General features: G+C 31.0%; 23 protein-coding genes. 16 read left to right on the top strand and 7 right to left on the bottom strand.

Features of this window, described 5'->3' with window-relative positions; genetic code table 11:
* Positions 1-57: 57 nt before the first annotated feature.
* The 4 genes from LQ682_RS05565 to LQ682_RS05550 all read right to left on the bottom strand — a co-directional run bounded on the left by LQ682_RS05565 (position 58) and on the right by LQ682_RS05550 (position 3,240).
* Entirely contained in the window at positions 58-1,020 is a 963-nt protein-coding gene (locus LQ682_RS05565) for a threonine/serine dehydratase family protein (protein WP_239723987.1), read from the bottom strand.
* An 18-nt stretch (positions 1,021-1,038) separates the two neighbouring features.
* Positions 1,039-2,052 (bottom strand): ornithine cyclodeaminase family protein, encoded by a 1,014-nt coding sequence (locus LQ682_RS05560; RefSeq protein WP_135032271.1) that lies wholly within the window; start codon positions 2,050-2,052, stop codon positions 1,039-1,041.
* A gap of 667 nt (positions 2,053-2,719) precedes the next feature.
* A complete protein-coding gene (locus LQ682_RS05555; protein WP_239723985.1) occupies positions 2,720-2,938 on the bottom strand; it encodes a hypothetical protein in 219 nt (72 codons plus the stop codon).
* Positions 2,939-3,000: 62 nt separating this feature from the next.
* Positions 3,001-3,240, bottom strand: a complete 240-nt coding sequence (locus LQ682_RS05550) for a hypothetical protein (protein WP_147640647.1) — start codon at positions 3,238-3,240, stop codon at positions 3,001-3,003.
* Between the two features lie 243 nt (positions 3,241-3,483).
* Here LQ682_RS05550 and LQ682_RS05545 point away from each other — a divergent pair, with 243 nt between their 5' ends.
* Entirely contained in the window at positions 3,484-3,798 is a 315-nt protein-coding gene (locus LQ682_RS05545; RefSeq protein WP_239723983.1) for a hypothetical protein, read from the top strand.
* 124 nt (positions 3,799-3,922) lie between these two features.
* Here LQ682_RS05545 and LQ682_RS05540 read toward each other — a convergent pair whose 3' ends face one another.
* Positions 3,923-4,429, bottom strand: a complete 507-nt coding sequence (locus LQ682_RS05540) for a P-loop nucleotide/nucleoside kinase family protein (protein WP_064204827.1) — start codon at positions 4,427-4,429, stop codon at positions 3,923-3,925.
* Between the two features lie 167 nt (positions 4,430-4,596).
* Between LQ682_RS05540 and LQ682_RS05535 the strand changes: the two genes are divergently transcribed.
* Complete coding sequence (locus LQ682_RS05535) at positions 4,597-5,202, top strand: FMN-binding negative transcriptional regulator (protein WP_239723982.1); 606 nt, start codon at positions 4,597-4,599, stop codon at positions 5,200-5,202.
* 61 nt (positions 5,203-5,263) lie between these two features.
* On the opposite strand, the gene LQ682_RS14140 is transcribed toward LQ682_RS05535, so the two are convergent.
* Positions 5,264-6,154, bottom strand: coding sequence for a staphylokinase domain-containing protein (locus tag LQ682_RS14140; RefSeq protein WP_275583982.1), 891 nt, complete (start codon positions 6,152-6,154; stop codon positions 5,264-5,266).
* Positions 6,155-6,657: 503 nt separating this feature from the next.
* On the opposite strand from LQ682_RS14140, the gene LQ682_RS05525 reads away from it, so the two are divergent.
* Entirely contained in the window at positions 6,658-8,163 is a 1,506-nt protein-coding gene (locus LQ682_RS05525; RefSeq protein WP_017000477.1) for a glycosyltransferase, read from the top strand.
* 125 nt (positions 8,164-8,288) lie between these two features.
* Here the strand turns inward: LQ682_RS05525 and LQ682_RS05520 are convergent, their stop codons facing one another.
* Positions 8,289-8,507 carry a hypothetical protein gene (locus LQ682_RS05520; RefSeq protein WP_017000476.1) on the bottom strand — a complete coding sequence of 73 codons (219 nt, stop codon included), beginning with the start codon at positions 8,505-8,507 and terminating at the stop codon, positions 8,289-8,291.
* A 152-nt stretch (positions 8,508-8,659) separates the two neighbouring features.
* Here LQ682_RS05520 and LQ682_RS05515 point away from each other — a divergent pair, with 152 nt between their 5' ends.
* The 13 genes from LQ682_RS05515 (at position 8,660) to LQ682_RS05455 (ending at position 25,508) form a co-directional block, all read left to right on the top strand.
* Complete coding sequence (locus LQ682_RS05515; RefSeq protein WP_026023702.1) at positions 8,660-9,451, top strand: TIGR00282 family metallophosphoesterase; 792 nt, start codon at positions 8,660-8,662, stop codon at positions 9,449-9,451.
* A gap of 106 nt (positions 9,452-9,557) precedes the next feature.
* The gene (locus LQ682_RS05510; protein ID WP_218729291.1) at positions 9,558-11,315 is read left to right on the top strand and encodes a 2-oxoacid:acceptor oxidoreductase subunit alpha; all 1,758 of its coding nucleotides are present in this window, start codon (positions 9,558-9,560) and stop codon (positions 11,313-11,315) included.
* Entirely contained in the window at positions 11,316-12,182 is an 867-nt protein-coding gene (locus LQ682_RS05505) for a 2-oxoacid:ferredoxin oxidoreductase subunit beta (RefSeq protein WP_017000473.1), read from the top strand. It abuts the gene before it with no gap.
* A gap of 71 nt (positions 12,183-12,253) precedes the next feature.
* Positions 12,254-12,544 (top strand): thiamine-binding protein, encoded by a 291-nt coding sequence (locus LQ682_RS05500; protein WP_017000472.1) that lies wholly within the window; start codon positions 12,254-12,256, stop codon positions 12,542-12,544.
* Positions 12,545-12,639: 95 nt separating this feature from the next.
* Positions 12,640-14,361, top strand: coding sequence for an ABC transporter ATP-binding protein (locus LQ682_RS05495; RefSeq protein ID WP_064210911.1), 1,722 nt, complete (start codon positions 12,640-12,642; stop codon positions 14,359-14,361).
* The gene (locus LQ682_RS05490; RefSeq protein ID WP_017000470.1) at positions 14,361-16,205 is read left to right on the top strand and encodes an ABC transporter ATP-binding protein; all 1,845 of its coding nucleotides are present in this window, start codon (positions 14,361-14,363) and stop codon (positions 16,203-16,205) included. Before LQ682_RS05495 ends, LQ682_RS05490 begins: the two co-directional genes overlap by 1 nt.
* 12 nt (positions 16,206-16,217) lie before the next feature.
* Positions 16,218-16,727 (top strand): GNAT family N-acetyltransferase, encoded by a 510-nt coding sequence (locus LQ682_RS05485; protein WP_017000469.1) that lies wholly within the window; start codon positions 16,218-16,220, stop codon positions 16,725-16,727.
* 106 nt (positions 16,728-16,833) lie between these two features.
* On the top strand, positions 16,834-18,369 hold the full coding sequence (gene miaB / locus LQ682_RS05480) for a tRNA (N6-isopentenyl adenosine(37)-C2)-methylthiotransferase MiaB (protein WP_017000468.1): 1,536 nt from the start codon (positions 16,834-16,836) through the stop codon (positions 18,367-18,369).
* A complete protein-coding gene (locus LQ682_RS05475) occupies positions 18,370-18,801 on the top strand; it encodes a YlbF/YmcA family competence regulator (RefSeq protein WP_017000467.1) in 432 nt (143 codons plus the stop codon).
* A 654-nt stretch (positions 18,802-19,455) separates the two neighbouring features.
* On the top strand, positions 19,456-21,981 hold the full coding sequence (gene mutS / locus LQ682_RS05470) for a DNA mismatch repair protein MutS (RefSeq protein ID WP_218729295.1): 2,526 nt from the start codon (positions 19,456-19,458) through the stop codon (positions 21,979-21,981).
* A 14-nt stretch (positions 21,982-21,995) separates the two neighbouring features.
* Positions 21,996-23,984 (top strand): DNA mismatch repair endonuclease MutL, encoded by a 1,989-nt coding sequence (gene mutL / locus LQ682_RS05465; protein WP_239723980.1) that lies wholly within the window; start codon positions 21,996-21,998, stop codon positions 23,982-23,984.
* A 9-nt stretch (positions 23,985-23,993) separates the two neighbouring features.
* The gene (locus LQ682_RS05460; RefSeq protein ID WP_017000464.1) at positions 23,994-24,527 is read left to right on the top strand and encodes a glycerol-3-phosphate responsive antiterminator; all 534 of its coding nucleotides are present in this window, start codon (positions 23,994-23,996) and stop codon (positions 24,525-24,527) included.
* A 162-nt stretch (positions 24,528-24,689) separates the two neighbouring features.
* The gene (locus LQ682_RS05455; protein ID WP_017000463.1) at positions 24,690-25,508 is read left to right on the top strand and encodes an MIP/aquaporin family protein; all 819 of its coding nucleotides are present in this window, start codon (positions 24,690-24,692) and stop codon (positions 25,506-25,508) included.
* The last annotated feature ends 17 nt before the right edge of the window (positions 25,509-25,525 follow it).

Below are 25,525 nucleotides of genomic sequence, written 5' to 3'. Positions count from 1 at the left end.
AAATGGTTGTAGGATTTTTTGTGGTTTGTAATGAAAAAAAGGGTAGTCGTTTTAAAATTAGTGATTACGTAAAATATTTGTTAAAATTTCACCATCAATATTACCGCCAGATATAACTAATGCAATATTTTTTCCTGAAATTTTTTCTGGGTATTCGTTAACTGCAGCGATTGTAGTACAACTACCAGCTTCAGCAATAAACTTTTCTTGTTTAGCCATAAAACTTACCGCTTTAGCAATGCCATTTTCAGATACTATTAAAAATTCATCAACATAATCTTTTGCTAATTTATAACTAAGTTTTCCTATTCCACCTATGAGAGAATCACAAAGAGTATCTGTATTAGGGTATTCTTCATAAAATGTATTGTGTTGGTAGGACTTAATCATTGCAGGACATGCTTCGGTTTGTACACCAATATTCTTAATATCTGGTTTAATATGTTTTGCAGCTACAGCTATACCTGTAATTAAACCACCACCACCAATAGGTACAACAATTGTATCTATATCAGGGTTTTGTTCCAAAATTTCAATACCTATAGTACCTTGACCACCATATATATATGGGTCATCATAGTAAGCGTCTATATAAGTTAAATTATTTTCTAGTATATAATTCATCCCTAATGAATTTGCTTCATCATAATTTTTGCCCAATAGAATGGCTTCTCCACCAAAGTATTCAATTTTATCAATTTTGCTTTGTGGTGTAGATTCCGGAACAATAATTTTCACGTTTCTTATTCCTAATAATTTTGCTGCATAACTTACTGAGCTTCCATGGTTACCAGAAGAAATTGTTGCTACACCAGACTTTTTTTCTTCATTATTTAAAGTAAGCATCTTATTGAGCGCTCCTCTAATTTTAAAACTCTTTACTTTTTGAAAACTTTCTAATTTAAAAAAATATTTTTTATTATCATCTCCTAAGTAAAAAGACTCTTCTAAAGGTGTTTTTACTGTATAGCTTTTAATACGATTATAGGCATCTTTTGTGTCTTGAAAATTAAATGTCATAAATGTTTCTCTCCTTTATTAAATATTTATTGTTGTCCCAATGTTATTTTGATTGGCTAATTTAAGTGCGTGATAAGCAGTTCCGATATCTAGTAAAGCCATTCCTGTTAGATCAACAACAGTTATATCATCTTGACTTGTTCTCCCTCGTATATTATCTATAATTACTTCTCCGACAGTACCATAAATATTTTTGGCAGTTATTGTACCTTTTTTTATAGCTTTTTCTATTTCACCGGATTTTATGCAATGTTCTAAGTCATCTACATATACCTTAGCGATTTTTAGTATCTGTGGATCAATCTCTTGTTTATCTGGCATATCAGCACCCACGCAACTAATATGAGTACCTTTTTTAATCCACTCTTTTTTGATTAATGGTTCTTTAGATGGTGTGATTGTAATTATTACATCACTACTTTCTACGTTTTCTCTTAAATTAATTACATTGATTATTTCAATATCATCGATAAAAATATTAAAGTTTTCTTTTAAATTCTTTTTTAAATTTGATGTTAAAAGTTTTGTTTTTTCAATATTTCTACTGTATACTCTTATGTTTTTTAAATTAGGTAATACTGTAACAGCTGATGCTATTTGAAATAATGCTTGATTACCTGAACCAATAATTAGTAAATCCTCAGAAGTTTTATTTGCTAAATGCTTTATAGTAACAGCACTTGAAGCACCTGTTCTTATACCAGTTATATATTCAGCGCCAGTAATCCCAATTGGTATACCATTTTTTGCATTATAAATAGTTATTAAACCATTTAGAGTTGGTAATCCATTAACCTCATTTTCTTGAAACCAACTTGCTGTTTTGTGACCAAAAATATTTTCATTTTGAATATATCCAGATTTAATATCCATATCTGCTTTTCCTTTTTGAAATTCATAAAATATAGTTGGCCATGTCATAGTTGAATTGCACGCTTTACTTTTGTATACATTTTCGACAATTTGAATAATGTCATTAATAGATAGTAACAGTTTTAAAGATTCACTATCTAAAGATTTTATTTTTACCAATAGAAACCACTCCTTAAAGTTTTAAATAGAAGTAAATAAAAAGCACCGAAAATTTATTCCTCCTGTAAAACAGGCCCTAATGGAATAAATTTTCGGTGCTTTAAATGCTTTTACCCGGGGATAATAGCAGCACATCTATTTAATTATTAATAGTATAATTGATTATAATAATTTTGTAAATTGCTATGAATTTGTTATTTTATTAAATTTAAGAAATTCACACTTCAAAGAGTCACAGTATTATTTTGGAGGGTGTGATAAAAATTACCATCAAGCCCACGTAACTTGACGACTATCCATTGAGTAAAGGCTCACAAGTATGGTTGTGATTACCAAACGAACCTTTTTAGCTTATTTTTTGCTTTCCTTTAATAGCACGATATAGGGCATATACAATAGTAAATGCTATACTAACTGACCACGTTATTACGACAGTAAAATCAAAGTTGATGTTAATATTAATATCCATGCTACCACCTCATTTCCATAACAATTCAAGGCTCGAGAGGTGTCACAAAAATGTAAGGCTCTTTTACTCAATTAAAATTATAGCATCAACAATACTGCTTTATCTCTTCCTAGATGTTAGATAAATAACTTTTTGTTAATTATTGATTAACTGGAATAATAGCTATTCTTTAGAAGGAATTAAAAAAGAAATAAACGATCAATACAACCCAAAAACTTTTCCAGCTACACCAGCAATAGCTATCATTGTGCCAATGAACCATTTGAATTGTATATTTTTTATTTCAGAAATTTGATATTTCATATTATTTTCCATGATTTTTGGTAAATCATCTATTTTATCGGATAAATGCCCAAATTTATCATCTATACTTTTTTCCATTTGTTCAAAAGTTTCTTTAGTAATGTAATCGCTCATACTGATTTCTCCTTTCGTCATTATAATTTATTAATTTTATAACTCTCATAAAAAACACATAATCAATACAATCCAAAAACTTTTCCAGCTACACCAGCAATAGCTATCATTGTCCCAATGAACCATTTGAATTGTATATTTTTCATTTCAGAGATTTGATATTTCACATTACTTTCCATGAGCTTCATATTATTTTCCATAATCTTAGATAAATCATCTATTTTATCGGATAAATGCTCAAATTTATCATCTATTCTTTTTTCCATTTGTTCAAAAGTTTCTTTAGTAATGTAATCGCTCATAGTACTTTCTCCTTTCATAGTTTATATATCCATATTTTTACATTTAAGTATATTATACTATAAAACGATATTAATTTACTAAAGTAATCGTTATAGATAAAAATTAAACATAAAGTTTAACTTATTAATATGTACTAGATATCTGTGATAACATTATAAGTGTTACTATATTAGCAATTTAGTTTGATCTAAAACTTTGATAATGCAAGGTTATTTTGCAGGCTTAAAAGGGGAGGGTATCAAGTGGTTTTTGTATACATATTTGTATCAGCTATAGCTTTATACTGTGCGCTACGATACGGTATTAGAGATGCGCTTATTGAAATTGAAGCTAATAAAGAAGATTTAGTTTATTATAAAAAAAGTGCTGATTTATTAGAGGAAATTGGTACAATTTATTCAAGTACTTCAAAAGAGAATACTGATACTGCTAAGGGCATTTATAATGATTCTTTTGATGTTTTTACTTCGGATAAAAATTCAAAAGATAAGTTTGATATTTTGAGTGAAAACAAGAAAAAGATTTTATCTTTAGAAGTTGAACAGTCTGGAACATAAACAATTGTTCCAGACTCTATTTTGTTATGGCAGTAGTTGAACAGACTAAAAATACGCTTATATCAAGCTTTTTTCAATACTAGTCGCTCTTCGCGGTAGGGCTAAGAAATCTTATTAAATACAACTAGATTTCTGTCCCGCTCCCTTTTATTTCGTTTATATTTAATCCTTCTGAGAGAAGTGGTTCTTCGAAAAAGCTAGTTACGTATTCAAACGTTTCTTTTGTATCAAAATTCTTTCTTGAAGGTTCTTCAATACTTCTCTTTTTTATTCTTTCTAAACATTTCTCGTCATCTATATTAAGAAATATTAATTCATGATTTGCCTTTATTTCAGTCGCTATACTGAGTAACCAGCTTCTTTGTGCTTTTGTGTTTCCTGGAAAGTCTAATACTACATTGCTGCCAACTTTTAAAATACGTTGTATGTGTTCTTTTAATAAAGGCTTTATTAATTTTGAATATTTTAAGTAGTCATCAAATGTTGTTATTTCATTTGGATAAAGTTGAGATAACCAATCATCTTCAGATAATAAAATAGCGTTTTTATTAATTTCTAATTTTTTTGCTGTAGTTGATTTTCCAGCTCCCATTTTACCTGTAAAAAAATACAAAGTTCCTAATTTATTCATCTACATACCCCTTTTCATCATTTGATATTATCAATATTTTAAATTTATACTCTAAAGTGTAGCATAGATTATTTATTTGTATTAAAAGCTTTGACAATAGTTGAATAGGGTATTTAAAATTAAGTGTAAAATATGTATTTAATTGAGCTGTAAAGGGGAGCATTCAGATGTACATACCAAAACATTATCAAATGAAAGATTATCAAGAAATTAAAAATTTTATGACTAAATATAATTTTGCGACTGTAGTTACTGTTGATGAATTAAAACCTATTGCAACACATTTACCAGTAATTATTAATGAGCATGATGATGCTTTATTTATATCTGGGCATTTTGCTAGAGGCAATAAGCAATGGAGAACAATGGACAATAACGCGGATGTACTCATTATATTCCACGGGCCACATGGATACATATCATCAACATGGTATGAAACTGAGGATGTACCGACATGGGATTACCAAAGCATACATGTTTATGGGAAAAGTGTCTTGTTAAATGAACACCAGTTAAAAGAAGATTTAAAAGTTTTGTTGGATAAGTATGAAAGTGAACATAGAGGTGGGGCAACATGGGAAAATTTATCTGATCAGACAAAAAAACAAATAAAAGGTATAGTGGGTTTCAAAGTAAAAGTAGATAAATTAGAAGCTGCATATAAGTTAAGTCAAAATCGTAGTGAAACGGATAAAGAGAACATTGTCATACATCTTAATAATACTGAAAGTGATCTAGATAAAAATTTAGCAGAAGAAATAGAAAAGTATTAAAGAAGTGGGGTAGAAACCGTAATTTTCTATAAGGTTTCGTAGTCCCACTTTCTTAAATCTATTAATTTAATGGATAATCGTCTCCATTTTTAGAAATGTAATAAGTATCTGACAAACCATCTGTATGTAATTTAGCAGGTTGTCTTTTACCTGATATTGTATAATTAAATGGTTTATTATCTTGAAAATCATATAGAATTCTAGAACTGACACCATTTTCTATAACATTAGCATTTAATCTTTTAACTATTCGATAACCTTCTTTATATTCTTTAGTCTTTTTAAACTCTAGTTCAGCAGCTTTTAATAAGTCATTTTCAGTAATTTTATCTCCAACATGATGTTTTTCTTTTAAATTTGTGATTCTTCCTGTATTGATAGGTAATAATATATTTGATTCATTATCGCGTTTTAAAAATTTTACAAAATGCTCTATCGAAACTTCTGTGGATTTACTAAATACTTGATTATTATCAGTTGAAGATTTTTCTTCTAAAACTACGTTAGTAATCAATTTGAAACTAGGATTTTCTATATGCTTAGTTAAATCAGGAATAACAAATCCTTTATCTGTTATAGGAAATATATCAGACTTGTTATTATTATATGATACCTCAATTTTCGAATTAGGCGCTAAATTTACCACTCGATATTCATCTGCAGCCTTTGCATCTATTGCAATTTGAACATAATTTAAAATATCTTTTTTTGTTAATACTTCACCAGGTGTTAAAGGGAATTCTATAAAGCCAGGAACAAGAATTTCGTTACCTTTCTTATCCACCCCAGTAACATTCACCATTAAATGAGTACCTTGAATTTCTTGATAATCTTTTCTACCGCCAACTTTAAATGAAGGTGGCTCCATAGCATCTACATTAGAAGTAATAAAGGGAGTTATAACGATATTGCCAACAACTAGAGAAATCATTACTTTTTTGAAACTTTTCATATAAACACCTCTTTGTTTTTTTAATATAATAACACATTTACCAAATATTGTTATTATTTGTATATTACAAATAATTTACAGTTTTGTAACAAAAATTTTATTAATAAATTATTACTATTAGAAAAGGTATTTGAGCTGATAATAAGAATAAGTAATTAAATAAAAAGAAAAAATAAGAACGTTGTATCCTAAGATGCAACGCTCTTATTATTATACTGGTATATATTTTATTCTTTATCACTTAAATATTCAGCTAATAGTTTAATAGGAATAAGTATTGAGTAACCTATTGTTAACCCGGCAATCGATAATATTAAGAATGAATGATCTGTTTTTAGGTTATAGCCAAAGTAAGATGTAATGGACCCTATTAAAAAAATAAAGACGAAATTAATGATTAAACGTTTTTTGTTATAAACATATTATCTCCTTTGAAATAACTTATCGTTTGAAATGATGTTTAAGCGACTATATAATGAACCTCAATTAGGAGGTTTATTATTATGGGAAAAGAAATTTATTTTTTGATAAACTCACTTGATGTTGGTAGAGGCGGTTTAACTAAAGCTTGTATTCAGCAAGCAAACATGAGTGCTGAATTGGGTTATAAAACAACAATATTAACTTTTAATTATAATAGTGATTATGACATTATAACTGAAAAATTATTTCAATACTATAGTATTAATAGAGATGTTGAAATAAGAAATATGTATGATTTTTATAGAGATGAGAAAAATGTTGAAGTAGATTTAATGAAAGTTAATGATTGTATTTCTTCTGATTTTGCTTATGAAAAAGTAAAAAATAAAAATGGATATAGAATATATGAAAATGGTTTATATAGGTATTATATGACTCATCGTGACGATGAGACTGTGAAAGGTGTAGATTGTTTTAATGATTTTAGATATAGAATTAGGAGTGAAGCATACACGCCTAAAGGATATTTGGGCAAGGTTTCTTATATGGATTTTGAATTAAATAAGCCGAGACAGATGGTTTTTAAAGACAGTAAAGGCAATTGTTATTTATCTAAATGGGTTAATCCCGAAACTGGCAATGCTCATAAAGTTTTATTATTTAATGGTAATGAAATTAAAAAGACATTTAAAAGTGATGAAGCTTTAAAAGCTTATTTTATAGAAAAAGTTGTTGAAAACGATGAATATCCAATTTTAATTTCAGATGCTCGTAATACTGATGATGTGATGACACTAGTCGATGATGAAAAAGCTAAAAAACTTATTAGATTGCATAGTAATCATGTGAAAGAGCCATTTGATGTTGAAAAATCAGAAATTGTAAGTACTGTAAAATTTGCATTAAATAATTTAGATAAAATAGATTATTTAGTCGCGCTGACAGAGAGGCAGAAAGAAGATATAGTAACTAGAAAAAATAATGATGAAAAACTACTTGCGCTACCGCATGGCATAGAAGTGAAAAATAGCGATGCCCATAATAATTTTAAAAAAGATAAAGCTGTTGTTATTTCTAGATTAGTTTCATTAAAACAAATTCATCATGTAGTAGAAGCTGCAAGTTTACTCGTAGAATACAATCCAAACTTTTTGATAGAAATATATGGCTCTGGTGATCAAGAGAAAAAGCTTAAAGATTTAATTAAATCTAAAGGTTTAACTGAGAACGTTATATTAAAAGGTTATACCGATAATATTGAAAATGTTTATAAAGAAGCGGCTTTTTCGATTGTAACTTCGAAAACAGAAGGCTTTTCATTATCTATATTAGAAAGTATGGCAAATGGTGTTCCAGTATTGAGTTATAATTTTAACTATGGTCCTGAAGATATTATTACTAACGGTAAAGATGGTTTAATTATTGAAAAAAATAATATAAAACAATTAGCTGAAAATATGAATTATTTATTTAGTAATCCTGAATTAATAAATGAAATGCGTATAAATGCGGCTAAAAGTATAAAAGATAGATTTAGTAGAGATAAAGTTAAACAATATTGGGAAGAGTTATTTAAGTCATTATAACGATTTTATAATTTATACAAATTAAAAAACAGAGGCGATTCTTAAATGAATAAGAAAATCGTCTCTGTTTTATTTAAGCTAGGATAATCTATACCTAGTCTCGTTTTCATTTTTCATGTTTATTTTTAATTCGTTAAGTTCAACTCTAAATCTAATGCTTCTTTTAATACATTTGAAGTTTCGTGCGAGTTTATCGCGCAATTACCGTATTTTTCAGCTAATTTAAAAGCTGTTACGTATAACTCCAAACTATCCTTGGCAATATCTTCTGCCTCTTCGTGTACGGATGGATTTGCTTTAACCACTAGTTCTGCAAACTTTTCGGGTTCAATATCAATTCCCATGTTTAAATAAACACTCCTATTAATTTTTTGATACGTTACTATATAAATAACGCTCTTGTAACGTATACCCTATATTATAAATTAATAATCATTACTTTTAAAATATTTTGTTTTCCATTAGAATATAAAGAGTAATAGAGAGGATGACTGTAGTGAGAATTTTATTTATAGGTGATATTGTAGGCAAATTAGGTAGAGAACAATTAGAAACATATTTACCTAAAATTAAAGCAACATACAAACCAACACTAACGATTGTTAATGGTGAAAATGCTGCACATGGTAAAGGAATAACTGAAAAAATATATAAAGAAATTTTACGTATGGGCGCAGACTTTATGACGATGGGTAATCATACATACGGTCAGAAGGAAATTTACGAATTTATAGGTCAAGCGAATAGAATGGTAAGACCTGCGAATTTTCCTGATGAGGCACCGGGAATTGGTATGAGAATCATTAAAGTCAACGATAAAGATGTTGCTATTATCAATTTGCAAGGTCGATCATTTATGGCTGCTATCGATTGTCCTTTTAAAAAAGCTGATGAATTAATAGAAGAAGCATCTAAAATAACGCCGTTTATCTTTGTTGATTTTCATGCAGAAACAACTTCTGAGAAAAATGCGATGGCTTGGTATTTAAATGGACGCGTTAGTGCAGTTGTTGGTACGCATACTCATATACAAACTTCTGATGAACGTGTTTTAAATGAAGGTACAGCATATATTACAGATGTTGGAATGACTGGATATTACGACGGTATTCTTGGCATTAATAAAGATGAGGTTATTGAAAGATTTATTACGAGTTTACCTCAACGTCATAACTTGCCAAATGAAGGTCGAAAAGTACTTTCAGGTGTGGTTGTTGATTTAACTCAAGATGGAAAAGCTAAAAAAATTCAAAGAATATTAATAAACGATGATCATCCATTTGAATAGTATCGTCCATTAGGATGATTTTTGTTAAAACCCTTTAATTTCATAGGATTAAAGGGATTTTTTTGGTATGATGTGAATTGAGATATTATATGGGGGAGGCCATAAGATGAAATCACAAATTTCATGGAAAGTTGGCGGACAGCAAGGCGAAGGAATTGAGTCAACAGGTGAAATATTCGCAACTGCTATGAACCGTCAAGGATATTATTTATACGGATACCGTCATTTTTCTAGTAGAATCAAAGGCGGACACACAAACAATAAAATAAGAGTATCATCCACGCCAGTAAGAGCGATTAGTGATGATTTAGATATATTAATAGCATTTGACCAAGAAACAATAGATGTGAACTATCACGAAATGCAAAAAGGCAGTATTATCATTGCCGATGCAAAAGCAAAACCTGAAAATCCAGAAGATAGTAAAGCACAATTAGTGAGCTTACCGTTTACAGGCGTAGCTAAAGAATTAGGAACAGCGTTAATGAAGAACATGGTAGCTGTAGGTTCTACTTGTGCAGTCATGGATTTAGATACAGACGTATTTGAATCGTTAATCAGTGATTTATTCAGTCGTAAAGGCGAAAGTGTCGTTAATTTAAACATTCAAGCGTTAAATGAAGGTTATAGATTAATGAAAGAAGAAATGGATTCATTAGAAAGTGAACATACTTTAGAGAAGAATGACTCTGATGGCCATTTATTTATGATAGGTAATGACGCGATTGGTTTAGGGGCAGTAGCAGCTGGAGTTAGATTTATGGCAGCTTATCCTATCACGCCAGCTTCAGAAATTATGGAGTACATGATTGATCGTTTACCAGAATTAGGTGGCGCCGTTATACAGACGGAAGATGAAATTGCTGCATGTACAATGGCAATTGGTTCTAACTATGCTGGTGTACGTTCATTTACATCATCTGCTGGTCCAGGCTTATCATTGATGATGGAATCAATAGGTTTATCAGGAATGACTGAAACACCTTTAGTAATCGTTAATACTCAACGCGGTGGGCCATCAACTGGTTTACCAACTAAACAAGAACAGTCTGACTTAATGCAAATGATATACGGTACTCATGGCGATATTCCGAAAATTGTATTAGCACCAACAAGCGCAAGCGATGCGTTTTATTTAACGATAGAAGCATTTAACTTAGCTGAAGAATATCAATGTCCAGTTATATTACTTTCAGATTTACAATTATCTTTAGGTAAACAAACCGTTGAATCATTAGACTATGACAAAATTGAAATTCGTAGAGGCGCTCTAGTAGAAGAAGACATGGAAACACCTGAAGATAAGGCGTACTTTAAACGTTATGCATTGACTGATTCTGGAATTTCTCCACGTGTTCTTCCTGGTACAAAAGGTGGTATTCACCATGTTACAGGTGTTGAACATAACGAAGAAGGAAAACCTTCTGAAGGTGCTGAAAACAGACAATTACAAATGGATAAACGTATGCGTAAAACAGCTCAATTATTAATTGATGAACCAGTTAAATCTAATGAAAAATATGATGAAGCGGATATTCTATATGTAGGATTCATTTCTACTATAGGAGCAATCGAAGAAGCAATTACAAGATTAGATAAGCAAAATGTAAAAGTTAATCATATTCAAATTAGACAATTACATCCATTCCCTACTGATGCTGTACAAGAAGCCTTTAATAAAGCTAAAAAAGTAGTTGTAGCTGAGCATAATTACCAAGGACAACTATCTAGCATTATCAAAATGAATGTAAATCATCAAGGTAAAATTATTAACCAAACAAAATATGACGGTACACCATTCTTACCGCATGAAATAGAAGATAAAGCTTTAGAAATCGCAAGTAATATGAAGGAGTTGATATAATTGGCAACATTTAAAGATTTTAGAAATAATGTTAAACCAAACTGGTGTCCAGGCTGTGGTGACTTCTCTGTGCAAGCAGCGATTCAAAAAGCAGCAGCAAATGTAGGATTGGAACCAGAAGAAGTTGCCATTATTACAGGTATAGGTTGTTCGGGTCGTTTGAGTGGTTATGTAAACTCATATGGTCTACACTCAATTCACGGACGTTCATTACCTTTAGCACAAGGTGTTAAAATGGCTAATAAAGATTTAACAGTAATTGCTTCAGGCGGCGACGGAGACGGATTTGCTATAGGTATGGGTCACACTATTCATGCTTTAAGAAGAAATATGGATATGACTTATATCATCATGGATAACCAAATTTATGGATTAACTAAAGGGCAAACTTCCCCAAGTTCTGCTAAAGGTTTTGTTACAAAAACAACACCTAAAGGTAACATTGAACAAAACGTTGCACCTTTAGAATTAGCATTATCATCAGGTGCTACTTTTGTAGCACAAAGCTTTTCAAGCGACATCAAAGAATTAACACATATAATTGAAGAAGCAATCAATCACAAAGGATTTTCATTTGTAAACGTATTTTCACCATGTGTAACATACAACAAAATAAATACTTATGATTGGTTTAAAGAGAATTTAACTAAATTAGCTGATATTGAGGATTATGATTTTTCAAATAAAAATCAAGCAATACAAACAGTGATGGATAAAGAATCTATGATTACAGGTATTATATATCAAGATAAAGAAACTCCATCATATGAACAACAATTAGAACAACTTGATGAAACACCACTAGTTAAAAAATCATTGAAGCTTGAAGAAAACCAATTTGAAGAGCTTGTTTCTCAATTTAAATAATTATATAATGAATACACTTTAAGCTCATAGTTTGTCTATGAGCTTTTTTTAATAAAAAGGGGGATTTTCAAATGACAAATACATTAATGAGCATTCAAATTATTCCAGAGCACGAAGATACAGGGGTAATACCTTTAGTTGATGAAGCAATAAGAATAATAGATGATTCTGGTTTAAAGTATCAAGTGAATCCTTTAGAAACTACTATTGAAGGGGATATGAATGCTTGCCTAATTTTAATAGAACAAATTAATGAGCGCATGGTTGAGTTGGAATGTAAAAGCATTATATCTCAAGTGAAGTTTTATCACGTTCCTGAAGGCATCATGATGGATACGTTAACGGATAAATATAGATCTTAATTAAGATAGTTTAATGAATGAACGTTATTTATTATAAATATAAAGGAGAAATGTATTATATTATATCGGTTTAAGGAGTAAAGGGGACGAAAGATATGAGAACTGTATTAAAATATATTAAACCGTATACGGGTCTGTTTATATTAGGTTTAATATTAATGTTAATAGAATTAGCAGTAGAATTAATCCAGCCTATTTTTATATCTGAAATAATAGACAATGGTATTTTAAAGAATGATTTAAACCACGTCTATCTTTATTTAGGCATTATGCTTGTTACAGGTCTTGTAGCTTTAGTGTCTGGGATATGGAATAGTTTTGTAGCTGGCCATGTTAGTCAAACTTTTGCATATGATTTAAGAACTGCACAATTTAGTAAAATTCAAACTTTTTCATTGGCAACATTAGAGAAGTTTAAAACTTCTAGTTTAATTACGAGGCTCACAAGCGATGTTAATAACTGTGATACAGCAGTATATATGTCTATAAGAATCATGTTAAGAGCCCCCTTGATGATTATTGGAAGTATCGTAATGAGCTTTATAGTTGAACCTAGACTAGCGCTTTATTTGGTGATTGGAACGCCATTTATATTTATAATAATATTCTTTATTGCGCGCACGGGTTCTAAATTATTTACAAAGATACAAAGAAAATTTGATGAAATGAATAGATTTTTCCAACAAAATCTTGAAGCTGTTAGATTGATCAAAGCGAGTCAGACATCACACCAAGAAATTAATCAATTTAAAGAAAAAATAAAGGACATTAGACATAATTATACATACGCTTTAAGACTAATGGAATTGATTAATCCATCTTTACTATTTATTATTAATGCGAGTATATTAGCTGTCATTTGGTTTGGGTCCGATATGGTTAATAGTTCAACTCTAGAAGTTGGTAAACTGGTCGCAATCATCAATTATGGTATGAGAATGCAAGGTGGATTTGGTATGTTGGCATTTCTTATCATGACATTAAGTAGAATGAAGGCTTCCAGTGATCGAATAGAAGAAGTGCTTACTACTCCATCAGATGAATGGGTATTAGAAAAGAACGGTCACAAAGTGGAAAATCATGCTTATAGTATTAAATTCAATAATGTTTCATTTACTTATCCAAACGCTAATAAACCGGTACTTCACAATATTTCCTTCGAAGTTGAACCGAGAGAAACCTTCGCTATTATGGGTTCTACAGGTTCAGGAAAATCTACTTTACTGAGTTTAATTCCGAAAATTTATAGAACTAAACAAGGAGAAATTCTTTTAGATGGGAAGAATGTAGAAGACTGGGAAATTGAAGATTTACGAGACGCTATCGGATATGTACCACAAACTGCATTATTATTCTCAGGAACAATATATGAAAACTTGCAATTCGGAGACCCGAATGCTGAATTAGAAACGTTAGAAACTTCTACTCAAAAAGCACAGATACACAATTCTATCGAAGCATTTGATCATCAGTATGAAACGATGATTGGACAACAAGGTGTTACTTTATCTGGTGGTCAGAAACAAAGACTTTCTATTGCTCGAGCGCTTGTAAGGAAACCTGGTGTGTTAATACTTGATGATTCTACTTCTGCATTAGATGTGAAGACGGAATCAGCTTTATGGGATGCACTTGAACATGAAGATACTACTAAACTGATTGTTACTCAAAAAATTTCTACAGCTAAAACAGCAGATCGAATTATGTTATTGGTAGATGGTCATATAGAAGCAATAGGTCATCATGAAGAATTATTAAAATCATCTAAACTTTATAATGAGATTGCTAACAGCCAAGAAAGTGCGGTGAATACATGATGGGCATTAAAAATCCGTACGGACATGAAACGGTTATAACGCCGGATGATATGTCTAAAAATAATACTAAGAAGAAAAAGAGAGCACGAGATACTAAAGGGACTTTATTAAATATTTGGCATTTAATTGATGAAAAACGTGTTCAACTCATCATTGTCATACTCATGATTATATGTTCATCTTCATTGAGTTTAGTAGGGCCATTTTTAATTGGTAGAATAATTGATACAAAAATTATCCCTAAAGACTTAAATGGATTATTAAAATATATCATTATATTGATATCTGTATATACTTTATTATCCATCACTTCTTATATAGGTTCGTATATGATGGTAAATATCGCACAACGAACAGTTTATTTATTAAGGGACAATTTATTTAGTCATTTTCAAAAGTTACCTGTTTCATACTTTGATAAAAAACAACATGGTGAATTAATGAGTAGAATGCAAAATGATATTGAAAATGTGTCACAAGTATTAAACTCCTCATTCATTCAATTTACTTCAAGCGTTGTAACGTTAATAGGAACATTATCTATCATGTTGTATTTAAGTCCATTATTAACTTTATTAACAGTAATCATTATACCTATCATGTTCATAAGTTTACGTTGGATTACAGCTAGAACAAGCGTGTTGTATTCGATGAGGCAAAAACAATTGGGTATTATGAACGGTTATATCGAAGAAATCGTGAATGGTCAAACTGTTGTAAAAGCTTTTTCTCAAGAGCATTATGTGATGGAAACATTTAATGAGAAAGCAGATAATGTTAAAGAATATAGCTTTTGGGCAGTAACATTTGGTGGATTAATACCTAAAGTAATGAATTATTTAAATAATTTAAGTTTTGCTATCGTAGCTGGGATAGGTGGTATATTAGCTTTAAATGAATCTGCCGGTGTAACAGTTGGTGTTATTGTTATTTTTGCAGAGTATGCAAGGCAGTTTACAAGACCGCTATCGGACTTAGCGAACCAATTTAATACGGTACTGTCTGCTATAGCCGGTGCGGAACGTGTATTCGACATTATGAATGAACCTGTAGAACAAGATTCAAAAGATGCTATAGACTTAAACAATATTGAAGGAAATATTAAATTTAACAATGTTAACTTCAGATATGATGAAGAACAAAAAACACCAACAATTAAAGATTTATCCCTTGAAATAAAAAGTGGAGAATCAGCCGCACTTGTAGGAGCTACTGGTGCCGGTAAAACAACAATCGTTCAATTGATTTTACATTATTATGACATAGAATCTGGTGAAATTTTAATCGATGGAAAATCTATTACTGAGATTACACGAGCTTCTTTAAGAAAAGAAATAGGCGTTGTATTACAAGACCCTTACTTATTTGATGGAACGATATTAGATAACATCATGTATGGAACACCTAATGCGACAAAAGAAGAAGCTATAGAAGCGGCCAAAAAAGCAAATGCACATGATTTCATCATTAATTTAGAAAATGGATATAGCACAGTACTAAAAGGTGAATCAGGTTCACTTTCTCAAGGTGAAAGACAGCTTATCTCAATTGCTAGATGTTTATTACAAGATCCAAAAATATTATTGCTAGATGAGGCAACAAGTAGCATTGATACCGTAACAGAAATTAAAATACAAGAAGCATTGGAAACTTTAATGGTAGGTAGAACAAGCATTATCATTGCACATAGATTAAATACAGTTAAGAAAGCAGATTTAGTATTTGTATTATCACATGGTGAAATTCTTGAATCAGGAACACAAGAAGAACTTATTGATAAACAAGGTGTTTACTATCACATGTTAAATGCTGGCGATGAAGAACAAATTCAAGAATTACAGTAAAGGAAGATGTGTATGGAGTTTCGTGAAATTAAAGAAGATATAAAACCTCTATTTAATGAATATATATCTGAGTGGTACGATAATAATGATAAAATAGTTCCTTGGAGTACGGACGTCCGCCATCATGGAGGATTTAATAGCATGTTGGAAATGCAAAAAGAAGCCATAACCCCGCCAAAAAATAGTGATTTTGTTAGAGCCAAAACATTTGTATTAATAGATAGGGGTATCATTGTTGGAGCTGCGAATATTCGATATCAATTGAACGATTGGTTACAGCAAGTTGGTGGTCATGTTGGTTATGGTGTAAGGCGTAGCGAAAGAGGTAAAGGTTATGCAACGACTATATTAAAATACGCTTTAGAGGAATTGAGAAATGATTTTGTTGAATATGCGTTGATTACATGTGATGAAGATAACTTTGGCAGTGCTAAAGTTATTGAACGTAACGGTGGTAAAGAAGATAAACCGTATATTTCAGAGAGTCAAAATGTAACAAAAAGATATTGGATTAAGTTATAAAAATTGTCATTTAAAATTAAATAAAGCGCTTTAACTTTTTTGCACTTTATGTTGAACTCTAATATAATATAAAGATAAATCAATATGGGCAGAAAGGGTTTTGACATTGAATGAAGAGCAAAGAAAACAAGGAGCGAATGCGAAGACGAAACCTAATTTAGAAAAAGATTATAGTAAATATTTCGAGCATGTTTATCAACCTCCTAACTTAAAGGACGCTAAGCAAAGAGGTAAATCAGAAGTTCAATATCATGATGATTTCAAAATAGATGAACGACATAGAGGAATGGGGAAAGGTCGTAAATTCTATATTAGAACGTATGGTTGCCAAATGAATGAGCATGATACAGAAGTAATGGCTGGTATTTTTCAAGCATTAGGTTTTGCACCGACTAATTCAGTAGACGATGCTGACGTTATCTTACTAAATACTTGTGCAATTAGAGAAAATGCAGAAAATAGAGTGTTTAGTGAAATCGGCAACTTAAAACATTTAAAACAAGAAAGACCAGATTGTTTAATAGGTGTTTGTGGTTGTATGTCTCAAGAAGAATCTGTAGTGAATAAAATACTAAAATCATACCAAAATGTTGATATGATCTTTGGTACGCATAATATTCACAGATTACCTGAAATTTTAGAAGAAGCTTATATGTCTAAAGCGATGGTTGTTGAAGTTTGGTCTAAAGAAGGCGACGTTATAGAAAACTTACCTAAAGTACGTAACGGTAGAATTAAAGCATGGGTAAATATCATGTACGGGTGCGATAAATTCTGTACATATTGTATCGTTCCATTTACAAGAGGTAAGGAACGTAGTCGTATGCCGGAAGAAATTATCGCCGAAGTGAGAGACTTGGCTAGACAAGGTTATCAGGAAATTTGTTTATTAGGACAAAACGTAAATGCTTACGGTAAAGACATAGAAGGTTTAAATTATGGTTTAGGCGATTTACTAAACGATATGACTAAAATTGATATACCTCGAGTTCGTTTTACAACGAGTCATCCATGGGATTTCGATGATCGATTGATTGAAGTGATAGCAGAAGGTGGAAACATTGTTCCGCATATTCATTTACCTGTTCAATCTGGTAATAATAAAGTCTTGAAAATAATGGGGCGTAAATATACGCGTGAAAGTTATTTAGAGCTTGTAAATAAAATAAAAGAAGCAATACCAGATATAGCATTGACAACTGATATAATAGTTGGATATCCTAATGAAACAGAAGAACAATTTTTAGAAACAATAGATTTATACCACGAAGTTGGATTTGAACATGCATATACTTATGTATATTCTCCAAGAGAAGGAACACCAGCAGCTAAAATGAAAGATAACGTTCCAGAAAAAGAGAAAAAACAAAGATTACAACGTTTAAATAAAGTAGTCGGTGAATATGCTGCTCAATCATTAAAACCTTATGAAGGTCAAGAAGTATATGTACTTTGTGAAGGATCAAGTAAGAGAGATGAAACAGTATTAGCTGGTTACACTGAGAAGAATAAATTAGTAAACTTTAAAGCACCTCAAGATGTGATTGGTAAAATAGTAAAGGTTAAAATTACAGAAGCTAAACAATATTCATTAAATGGTGAATTTGTTGAAGTTGTATCTAAAGAAAAGGTGGTACATTAAATGTATACAAAAGATGATATACTAGACCAAGCACGTAAACTTGGAAAAATGATGTCAGAAACAGAAGAGGTTGAATTTTTTAAGCGTGCGGAAGCACAAATTCACGAAAACCAAACTGTTCGTGAAAAAATGGCAAGTTTAAAATCACTGCAAAAACAAGCTGTTAATTTCCAAAACTATGGTAAAGATAAAGCTTTAGCAATGGTAGAAGAAAAAATAGCTAATATCGAAAAAGAATTAGATGACATGCCGATTGTAAGTGAATTTAAAGAAGCTCAAGGAGAAGTGAATGAACTTCTGCAAATGGTTTCACATTCAATTAGCCATACTGTTACAAATGAAATTATTGAATCAACTGGTGGTAACCAATTAACTGGTGAAACTGGTGCAGCTATGAAAAATGCACCTAATGCTAGTAGCTGTTCACACTAAAACAATAATTTAATAACTAAATTATATATTTACAAGCTTTGGTATAAATCCTTAGCTCAAAATAATTCTCCTAATCTGTTGGACTTTTAATTAACAGATTAGGAGAATTTATTTATATAGGAGTAGGACAGAAATTATATAAAAAGATTTTTCAATTCCGTCTCGGTAAGAGAGATCAGAATTGAAAAAAGTTTGGTATAAGCGTATTTTCAATCTAGTCAGCTAATGTCTAAATAATGAATGAGTCCGATATAAATGTCCCAGCCTCTTCTATAATAATGTTATTTTGAAAGTGTGTGTTTGTATGAAATATGAAGTGAATTTTAAGTCTAACGAGCTAGTTAGAAAAAACTTGCCCGTTAGAGGAGTATACTGTAAGTAATATGTGTAAAATTACATTTAAATCATGATATATATGCCGCTAACGTGCTTGTTTACAATCACTTGCCTGTTAGAAAAAACTTGCCCGTTAGAGAGGTCACTCTCTTCTTATTCATTGTAAATAAAAAGCAATGCTCACCTATGTAACAAAATTCGAGACAGTTGTTATGTGCTAGCTTAATTCTTTATATTATAATTAACCATACTCGTGTATTGTTGAAAATTTTGATAAAATAGACGAATCCAAAGTTAAATAAAGGAACGTGAAGAAAGATGTCTAAACCAACGCCAATGATGGCTCAATATTTAAAAATAAAATCTCAATATCAAGATACTTTATTATTTTTCAGATTAGGTGACTTCTATGAAATGTTTTACGATGACGCTATTGAAGCATCTAGAGTACTGGAAATTACTTTGACGAGACGTGATGCTAAAAAAGACCCAATACCTATGTGTGGTGTTCCATATCATTCAGCTTCAGGATACATAGAAAAACTTATTTCTAAAGGTTATAAAGTTGCCATCTGTGAGCAAATGGAAGATCCAACTCAAACAAAAGGTATGGTAAGACGGGAAGTAGTACAAGTCATCACACCTGGAACCGTGATGGAACAAAAAGGTATGGATGAGAAAACGAATAATTATATTCTCAGTTTTATTAAAGAAGATGGTGAATTTCATTTAAGTTATTGTGACGTGACTACAGGAGAATTAAAGGTAACATCTTTTGAAGATGAAACAACTTTAATCAATGAAATTACGACAATACATCCGAATGAAATTATCGTGAATAAAGTTTTACAAGATTCTTTATATAAACAAATCCAACTAATTACTGAAACGATTACTGTAGTTGAAAGTTATGAAGAAAGAGAATATGACGTTATAAAAGGAACGTCTAAACCTCAAGCGACTTCGTTAATATATTTATTGAATTATATACATGATAATGGTAAGCGAGAAATGCCTCACTTAGAAGACGTTGTCGTATATCGTGCACTAGACTATATGAAGATGGATTTTTATGCAAAAAGAAACTTAGAACTTACTGAAAGCATCCGATTAAAATCTAAAAAAGGTACTTTATTATGGTTAATGGATGACACTAAGACACCAATGGGTGCTAGAAGGTTAAAACAATGGATTGATAGACCTTTAATCAAACAACATGATATAGAACAAAGGTTAAATGCAGTAGAACAATTTGTTAATGGTTTCATAGAAAGAGATGAATTAAGAAGTTATTTAAATATGGTGTATGATATAGAAAGACTAGTAGGTCGAGTAAGTTATGGAAATGTTAATGCGAAAGACCTCGTACAATTAAATTATTCTATAAAACAAATTCCATATATTAAAGAAATTATTGAACGACTAGATTCAACATCTGTTAATCGATTTAAAGCTTTAGAACCTCTCGAAGACTTAGAAGAACTTTTAGAAGAGAGCTTAGTCGAAGATCCGCCATTGTCCGTTAAAGAAGGTGGCTTATTTAAAACTGGGTATAATGCTGAACTTGATAAATTCAAAGAAGCTTCAACGAATGGTAAGCAATGGATTGCTGAATTACAGTTGAAAGAAAGAGAACGTACCGGTGTTAAGTCATTAAAAGTAAGTTTTAATAAAGTATTCGGATATTATATTGAAATTACAAAAGCTAACTTAAATAGTGTAGATACTGATGCATTAGGTTACCAACGTAAACAAACATTATCTAATGCTGAGCGCTTTGTAACTGAAGAATTAAAAGAAAAAGAATCTATCATATTAGGTGCAGAAGATAAAGCAATAGAATTAGAATATCAATTATTCTTAGAATTAAGGCAACGTGTTAAAGCTTATACTGAAAAGTTACAAGCACAAGCGAAATTATTATCAGAAATAGATTGTTTACAAAGTTTTGCTGAAATAGCTCAAAAATACCATTATACAAGACCGTTATTTAGCGAAGATAAAACTTTATCGCTTAAATCATCTCGTCATCCAGTTGTAGAGAGAGTCATGGATCATAATGATTATGTGCCAAATGATTGTTATTTGAACCAAGATGGTTTTATATATTTAATTACAGGACCAAATATGTCTGGTAAAAGTACGTATATGAGGCAAATAGCTATAATTAGCATTATGGCTCAAATGGGAGCTTATGTTCCAGCAGATTATGCGCTATTGCCAATATTTGATCAAATATTTACGAGAATCGGAGCAGCGGATGATTTAGTTTCTGGTAAGAGTACATTTATGGTTGAAATGTTAGAAGCTGAAAAAGCAATGGTAGGAGCAACTGAAGACAGTTTAATTATTTTTGATGAAATTGGTCGAGGAACATCTACATTTGACGGGTTAGCTTTAGCACAATCCATGATTGAATATGTGCATCATAATACTAAAGCTAAAACATTATTCTCTACGCATTATCATGAGTTAACACATTTGGACGAAACTTTATCTGGACTTAAAAATATACATGTAGCTGCACAAGAGTACCAAGGTGAATTAATCTTTCTGCATAAAGTTAAAGAAGGTGCAGTAGATCAAAGTTATGGTATTCATGTAGCAAAACTAACTGATTTACCAGATGAAATTATCGAAAGAGCAAATGTTATTCTAGAAGAACTAGAATCCAATACGCGTGTTGAGCGCAATGAACAAACGTTTGAACAGCCATCTTTCCAATTATTCGAAGAACAAACACCTTCAAAAGTTGAAAAACAAATAAAATCTATGGATTTAATGAATATGACGCCAATTGAAGCTTTAACTAAACTTCAAGAAATTCAAAATCAAATTAAATAGAAAGTGTGAATGCATTGGGAAAAATTAAAGAACTTGAATTATCCTTAGCCAATAAAATAGCAGCTGGAGAAGTGGTTGAAAGACCAGCTTCAGTTGTTAAAGAGTTGTTGGAAAATGCTATAGATGCACAAGCAACACAAATTGACATTACAATTAAAGAATCAGGTATACAATCAATAAGAGTTGTAGATAATGGCACAGGCATAGATGAAGAGGATATCGGTAAAGCTTTTGGTAGGCACGCTACAAGTAAAATTGATAACGATTATGATTTATTCCATATTAGAACTTTAGGATTTAGAGGTGAGGCTTTAGCGAGTATATCCTCAGTCAGTAAAGTAACTATGAAAACTTGTACAGATGGTCTATTAGGTCATGAAGTCCATGTTGAAAATGGAGAAATAATTAAACAACAGCCAGCTAAAGCTAAAAAAGGAACTGATATTCTTGTTAGTGAATTGTTCTATAACACACCTGCAAGATTAAAATATGTAAAAAGTTTATATACTGAATTAGGGAAAATTACAGATATTGTTAACCGAATGGCGATGAGTCATCCGCACATAGCGTTTAACTTAGTTTCTAATGAAAAAACAGTAATATCGACAAATGGCTCTGGCCGTACAAATGAAGTAATGGCTGAAATATATGGTATGAAAATCGCGAAAGATTTAGTTGAAATTAAAGGTGAAACTGAAGACTATGTTATGCACGGATTCGTTTGTAAACCAGAACATACAAGAAGCAATAGGCATTATATTTCTATATTCATAAATGGGCGTTATATTAAGAATTTTGTATTAAATAAGGCGATTATTGAAGGTTATCACACACTTTTACCAATTGGTCGATATCCTATCGCTTACTTAAATATTGAAATGGATCCAATTTTAGTTGATGTGAATGTGCATCCAACTAAATTAGAAGTTAGACTTTCAAAAGAACAGTCGTTGTTCGATTTAATTAATCATAAAATTAAAGAAGCATTTAGAGGATTATCTTTAATACCTGGTACTTCGTTAGAGAAGCATCAACAAAAGAAATCTCAGAAAGAAATATTTGAACAACAACGTATAGATTTTGAAGCAAAAAATCGAACAGAAACATCATCTGAGAATCATTCTCCTACAACACCAAATTTTACAAACTCAATAAATGATCCTAAACCTATTATTTCTGAAACAGAAAAAAGTGAACCATCATCACAATGGCATTTTAAACCGAAAGAGAATAATTCTTATATACAAGAAGAACAAGGCGCTCATCACGTAGAAGATGAAGAACAAGAAAATAAAAATCCGGAAAATGAGTTTAATATTGAAAAAGAAGAACCAATTTTGCGAGAAGAAACAGAACAAACACAATACGATCAAGACACATACGAATTGCCACCTGAACAACATGAAACGCAAGATAAACCTAGAGTTCCTTATATGGAAGTAGTAGGGCAAGTTCACGGCACATATATCATTGCGCAAAATGATACAGGTATGTTTATGATAGATCAACACGCAGCTCAAGAACGTATTAAATATGAGTATTTCAAAGAGAAAATTGGTGAGGTAACAAACGAGACTCAAAGTTTATTATTACCTTTAACTTTTAATTTTTCTAGAGATGAACATATGATTATAGAAAAATACTTCCAACCATTGAAAGAAGCAGGAATATTTTTAGAACCTATTGGTCATCATGATTATATGGTTAGTGAATATCCTGTATGGTTACCTCAAGTTGAAGCAGAAGAAGTCATTAAAGATATGATTGATTATGTATTAAAACATGAGCGTGTAGATATTAAGAAACTTAGAGAAGATGCGGCAATCATGATGAGTTGTAAAAAATCTATAAAAGCGAATCATTATTTAAGAAATCATGAAATGGCTCATTTAATAGACGAGTTAAGAGAAACAACTGATCCATTCACTTGTCCGCATGGTAGACCAATTATTATAGAATTAACGACTTATGAACTAGAAAAGTTATTTAAACGTGTAATGTAGGAGGATAATATGAACGAGCATTTATTACCCGCAATTCGCTCTATGAAAGATATGGAAAAGTTTTTTAAGTTAGATTATAAAAGATGTGTTTTATTAGATACTCATATTGGTCATTTACAAGGTATCTTAAATCAAATGAAGAAAAACGATAAAGAAGTTATGTTGCATATAGATTTAATTAAAGGATTATCAAATGATGAAGCGGCTGTTGAATATATTATTCAGCAATTTAGACCGCATGGTGTTATTTCTACTAAGACAAAAGTTATTAGAAGAGCTAAAAAGTTAAATACACTTACAACTTTAAGAGTATTTATATTGGATAGTACTGCTTTAAGTAGAAGTATAGAATTGATTAAACAAGCTGATCCGGATTTCGTTGAAGTATTACCTGGAGTTGCTGCGAAAGTAATAAAAGAAATTAGTGAAAAGACTGGGAAAAGTATTATAGCTGGTGGTTTAATTAACACTGAAGAAGAAATACAATTAGCTATTGAAAGCGGTGCAAAGTATATAACGACAAGTGATACAGAAATTTGGTAAGTCGATTTGACAACGTTTTCATTAAGTATTATACTCTTAAGTAAGTTAATATATGAGATGAGTAAATGAGACCTCTACGTGGATATCTATGCAATGAATTTGTATAGGTTTGTGTAGGGGTCTTTTTATGTATTAGCAAGAATCTATAGGAGGTTGTTTAATATGAGTGAATTTTTGGCAGAATTAGTAGGAACTGCCATATTAACTTTATTTGGTGGCGGTGTTTGTGCTAACGTCAACCTAAAAGGGACTTTAGGTAAAGGTGCTGATTGGATAGTTATTTCATTAGGTTGGGGTTTAGCCGTAATGTTAGGTGTTTATGCAGTAGGTAATGTGTCGGGAGCGCATTTAAACCCTGCAGTAACGTTAGGATTTGCAATTGATGGATCATTCCCTTGGTCTAAAGTTATACCGTTTATTATTGCACAAATGATTGGTGCAATGATCGGTGCAGGTTTCGTTTGGGCTTCTTACTTACCTCACTGGAAAAAAACTGAAGATCAAGGTGCGAAGCTTGGAGTATTCTCTACGGGACCTTCATATCCAAACTATATCGCAAACTTCTTAAGTGAGATTATTGGAACTATGATCTTAGTTATGGGATTATTATTTATAGGAGCTAATAAATTTACAGATGGTTTAAATCCAGTAATAGTTGGTTTATTAATCGTAGCGATTGGTTTAAGTTTAGGGGGAGCTACAGGTTATGCTATTAATCCAGCACGTGATATCGGTCCTCGTATTATGCATATGTTATTACCTATTCCAGGTAAAGGTGATTCTAACTGGAAATACTCACCGGTACCTATTTTAGGTCCAATCGCTGGTGGTATGTTTGGTGCAGCTTTATATAACATTTTATTTAACGGGATCGTTAATGGATTTATCATTTTCTCAATCATCTTTACTGTCGTTGTAGTGTTATTCGGTATAGTATTGAATAAAGCAATTCTTAAAGATGAAACTTCAGAGATTCTGTAATATACAAAATATTAGGA

Origin of the sequence: Mammaliicoccus sp. A-M4 (genome assembly GCF_022386955.1) — a bacterium.
In the GTDB taxonomy this organism is placed as follows: domain Bacteria; phylum Bacillota; class Bacilli; order Staphylococcales; family Staphylococcaceae; genus Mammaliicoccus; species Mammaliicoccus lentus.
Note: the sequence above shows the minus strand (reverse complement) of the source record. Positions and strands in the feature narration are given on the sequence as shown.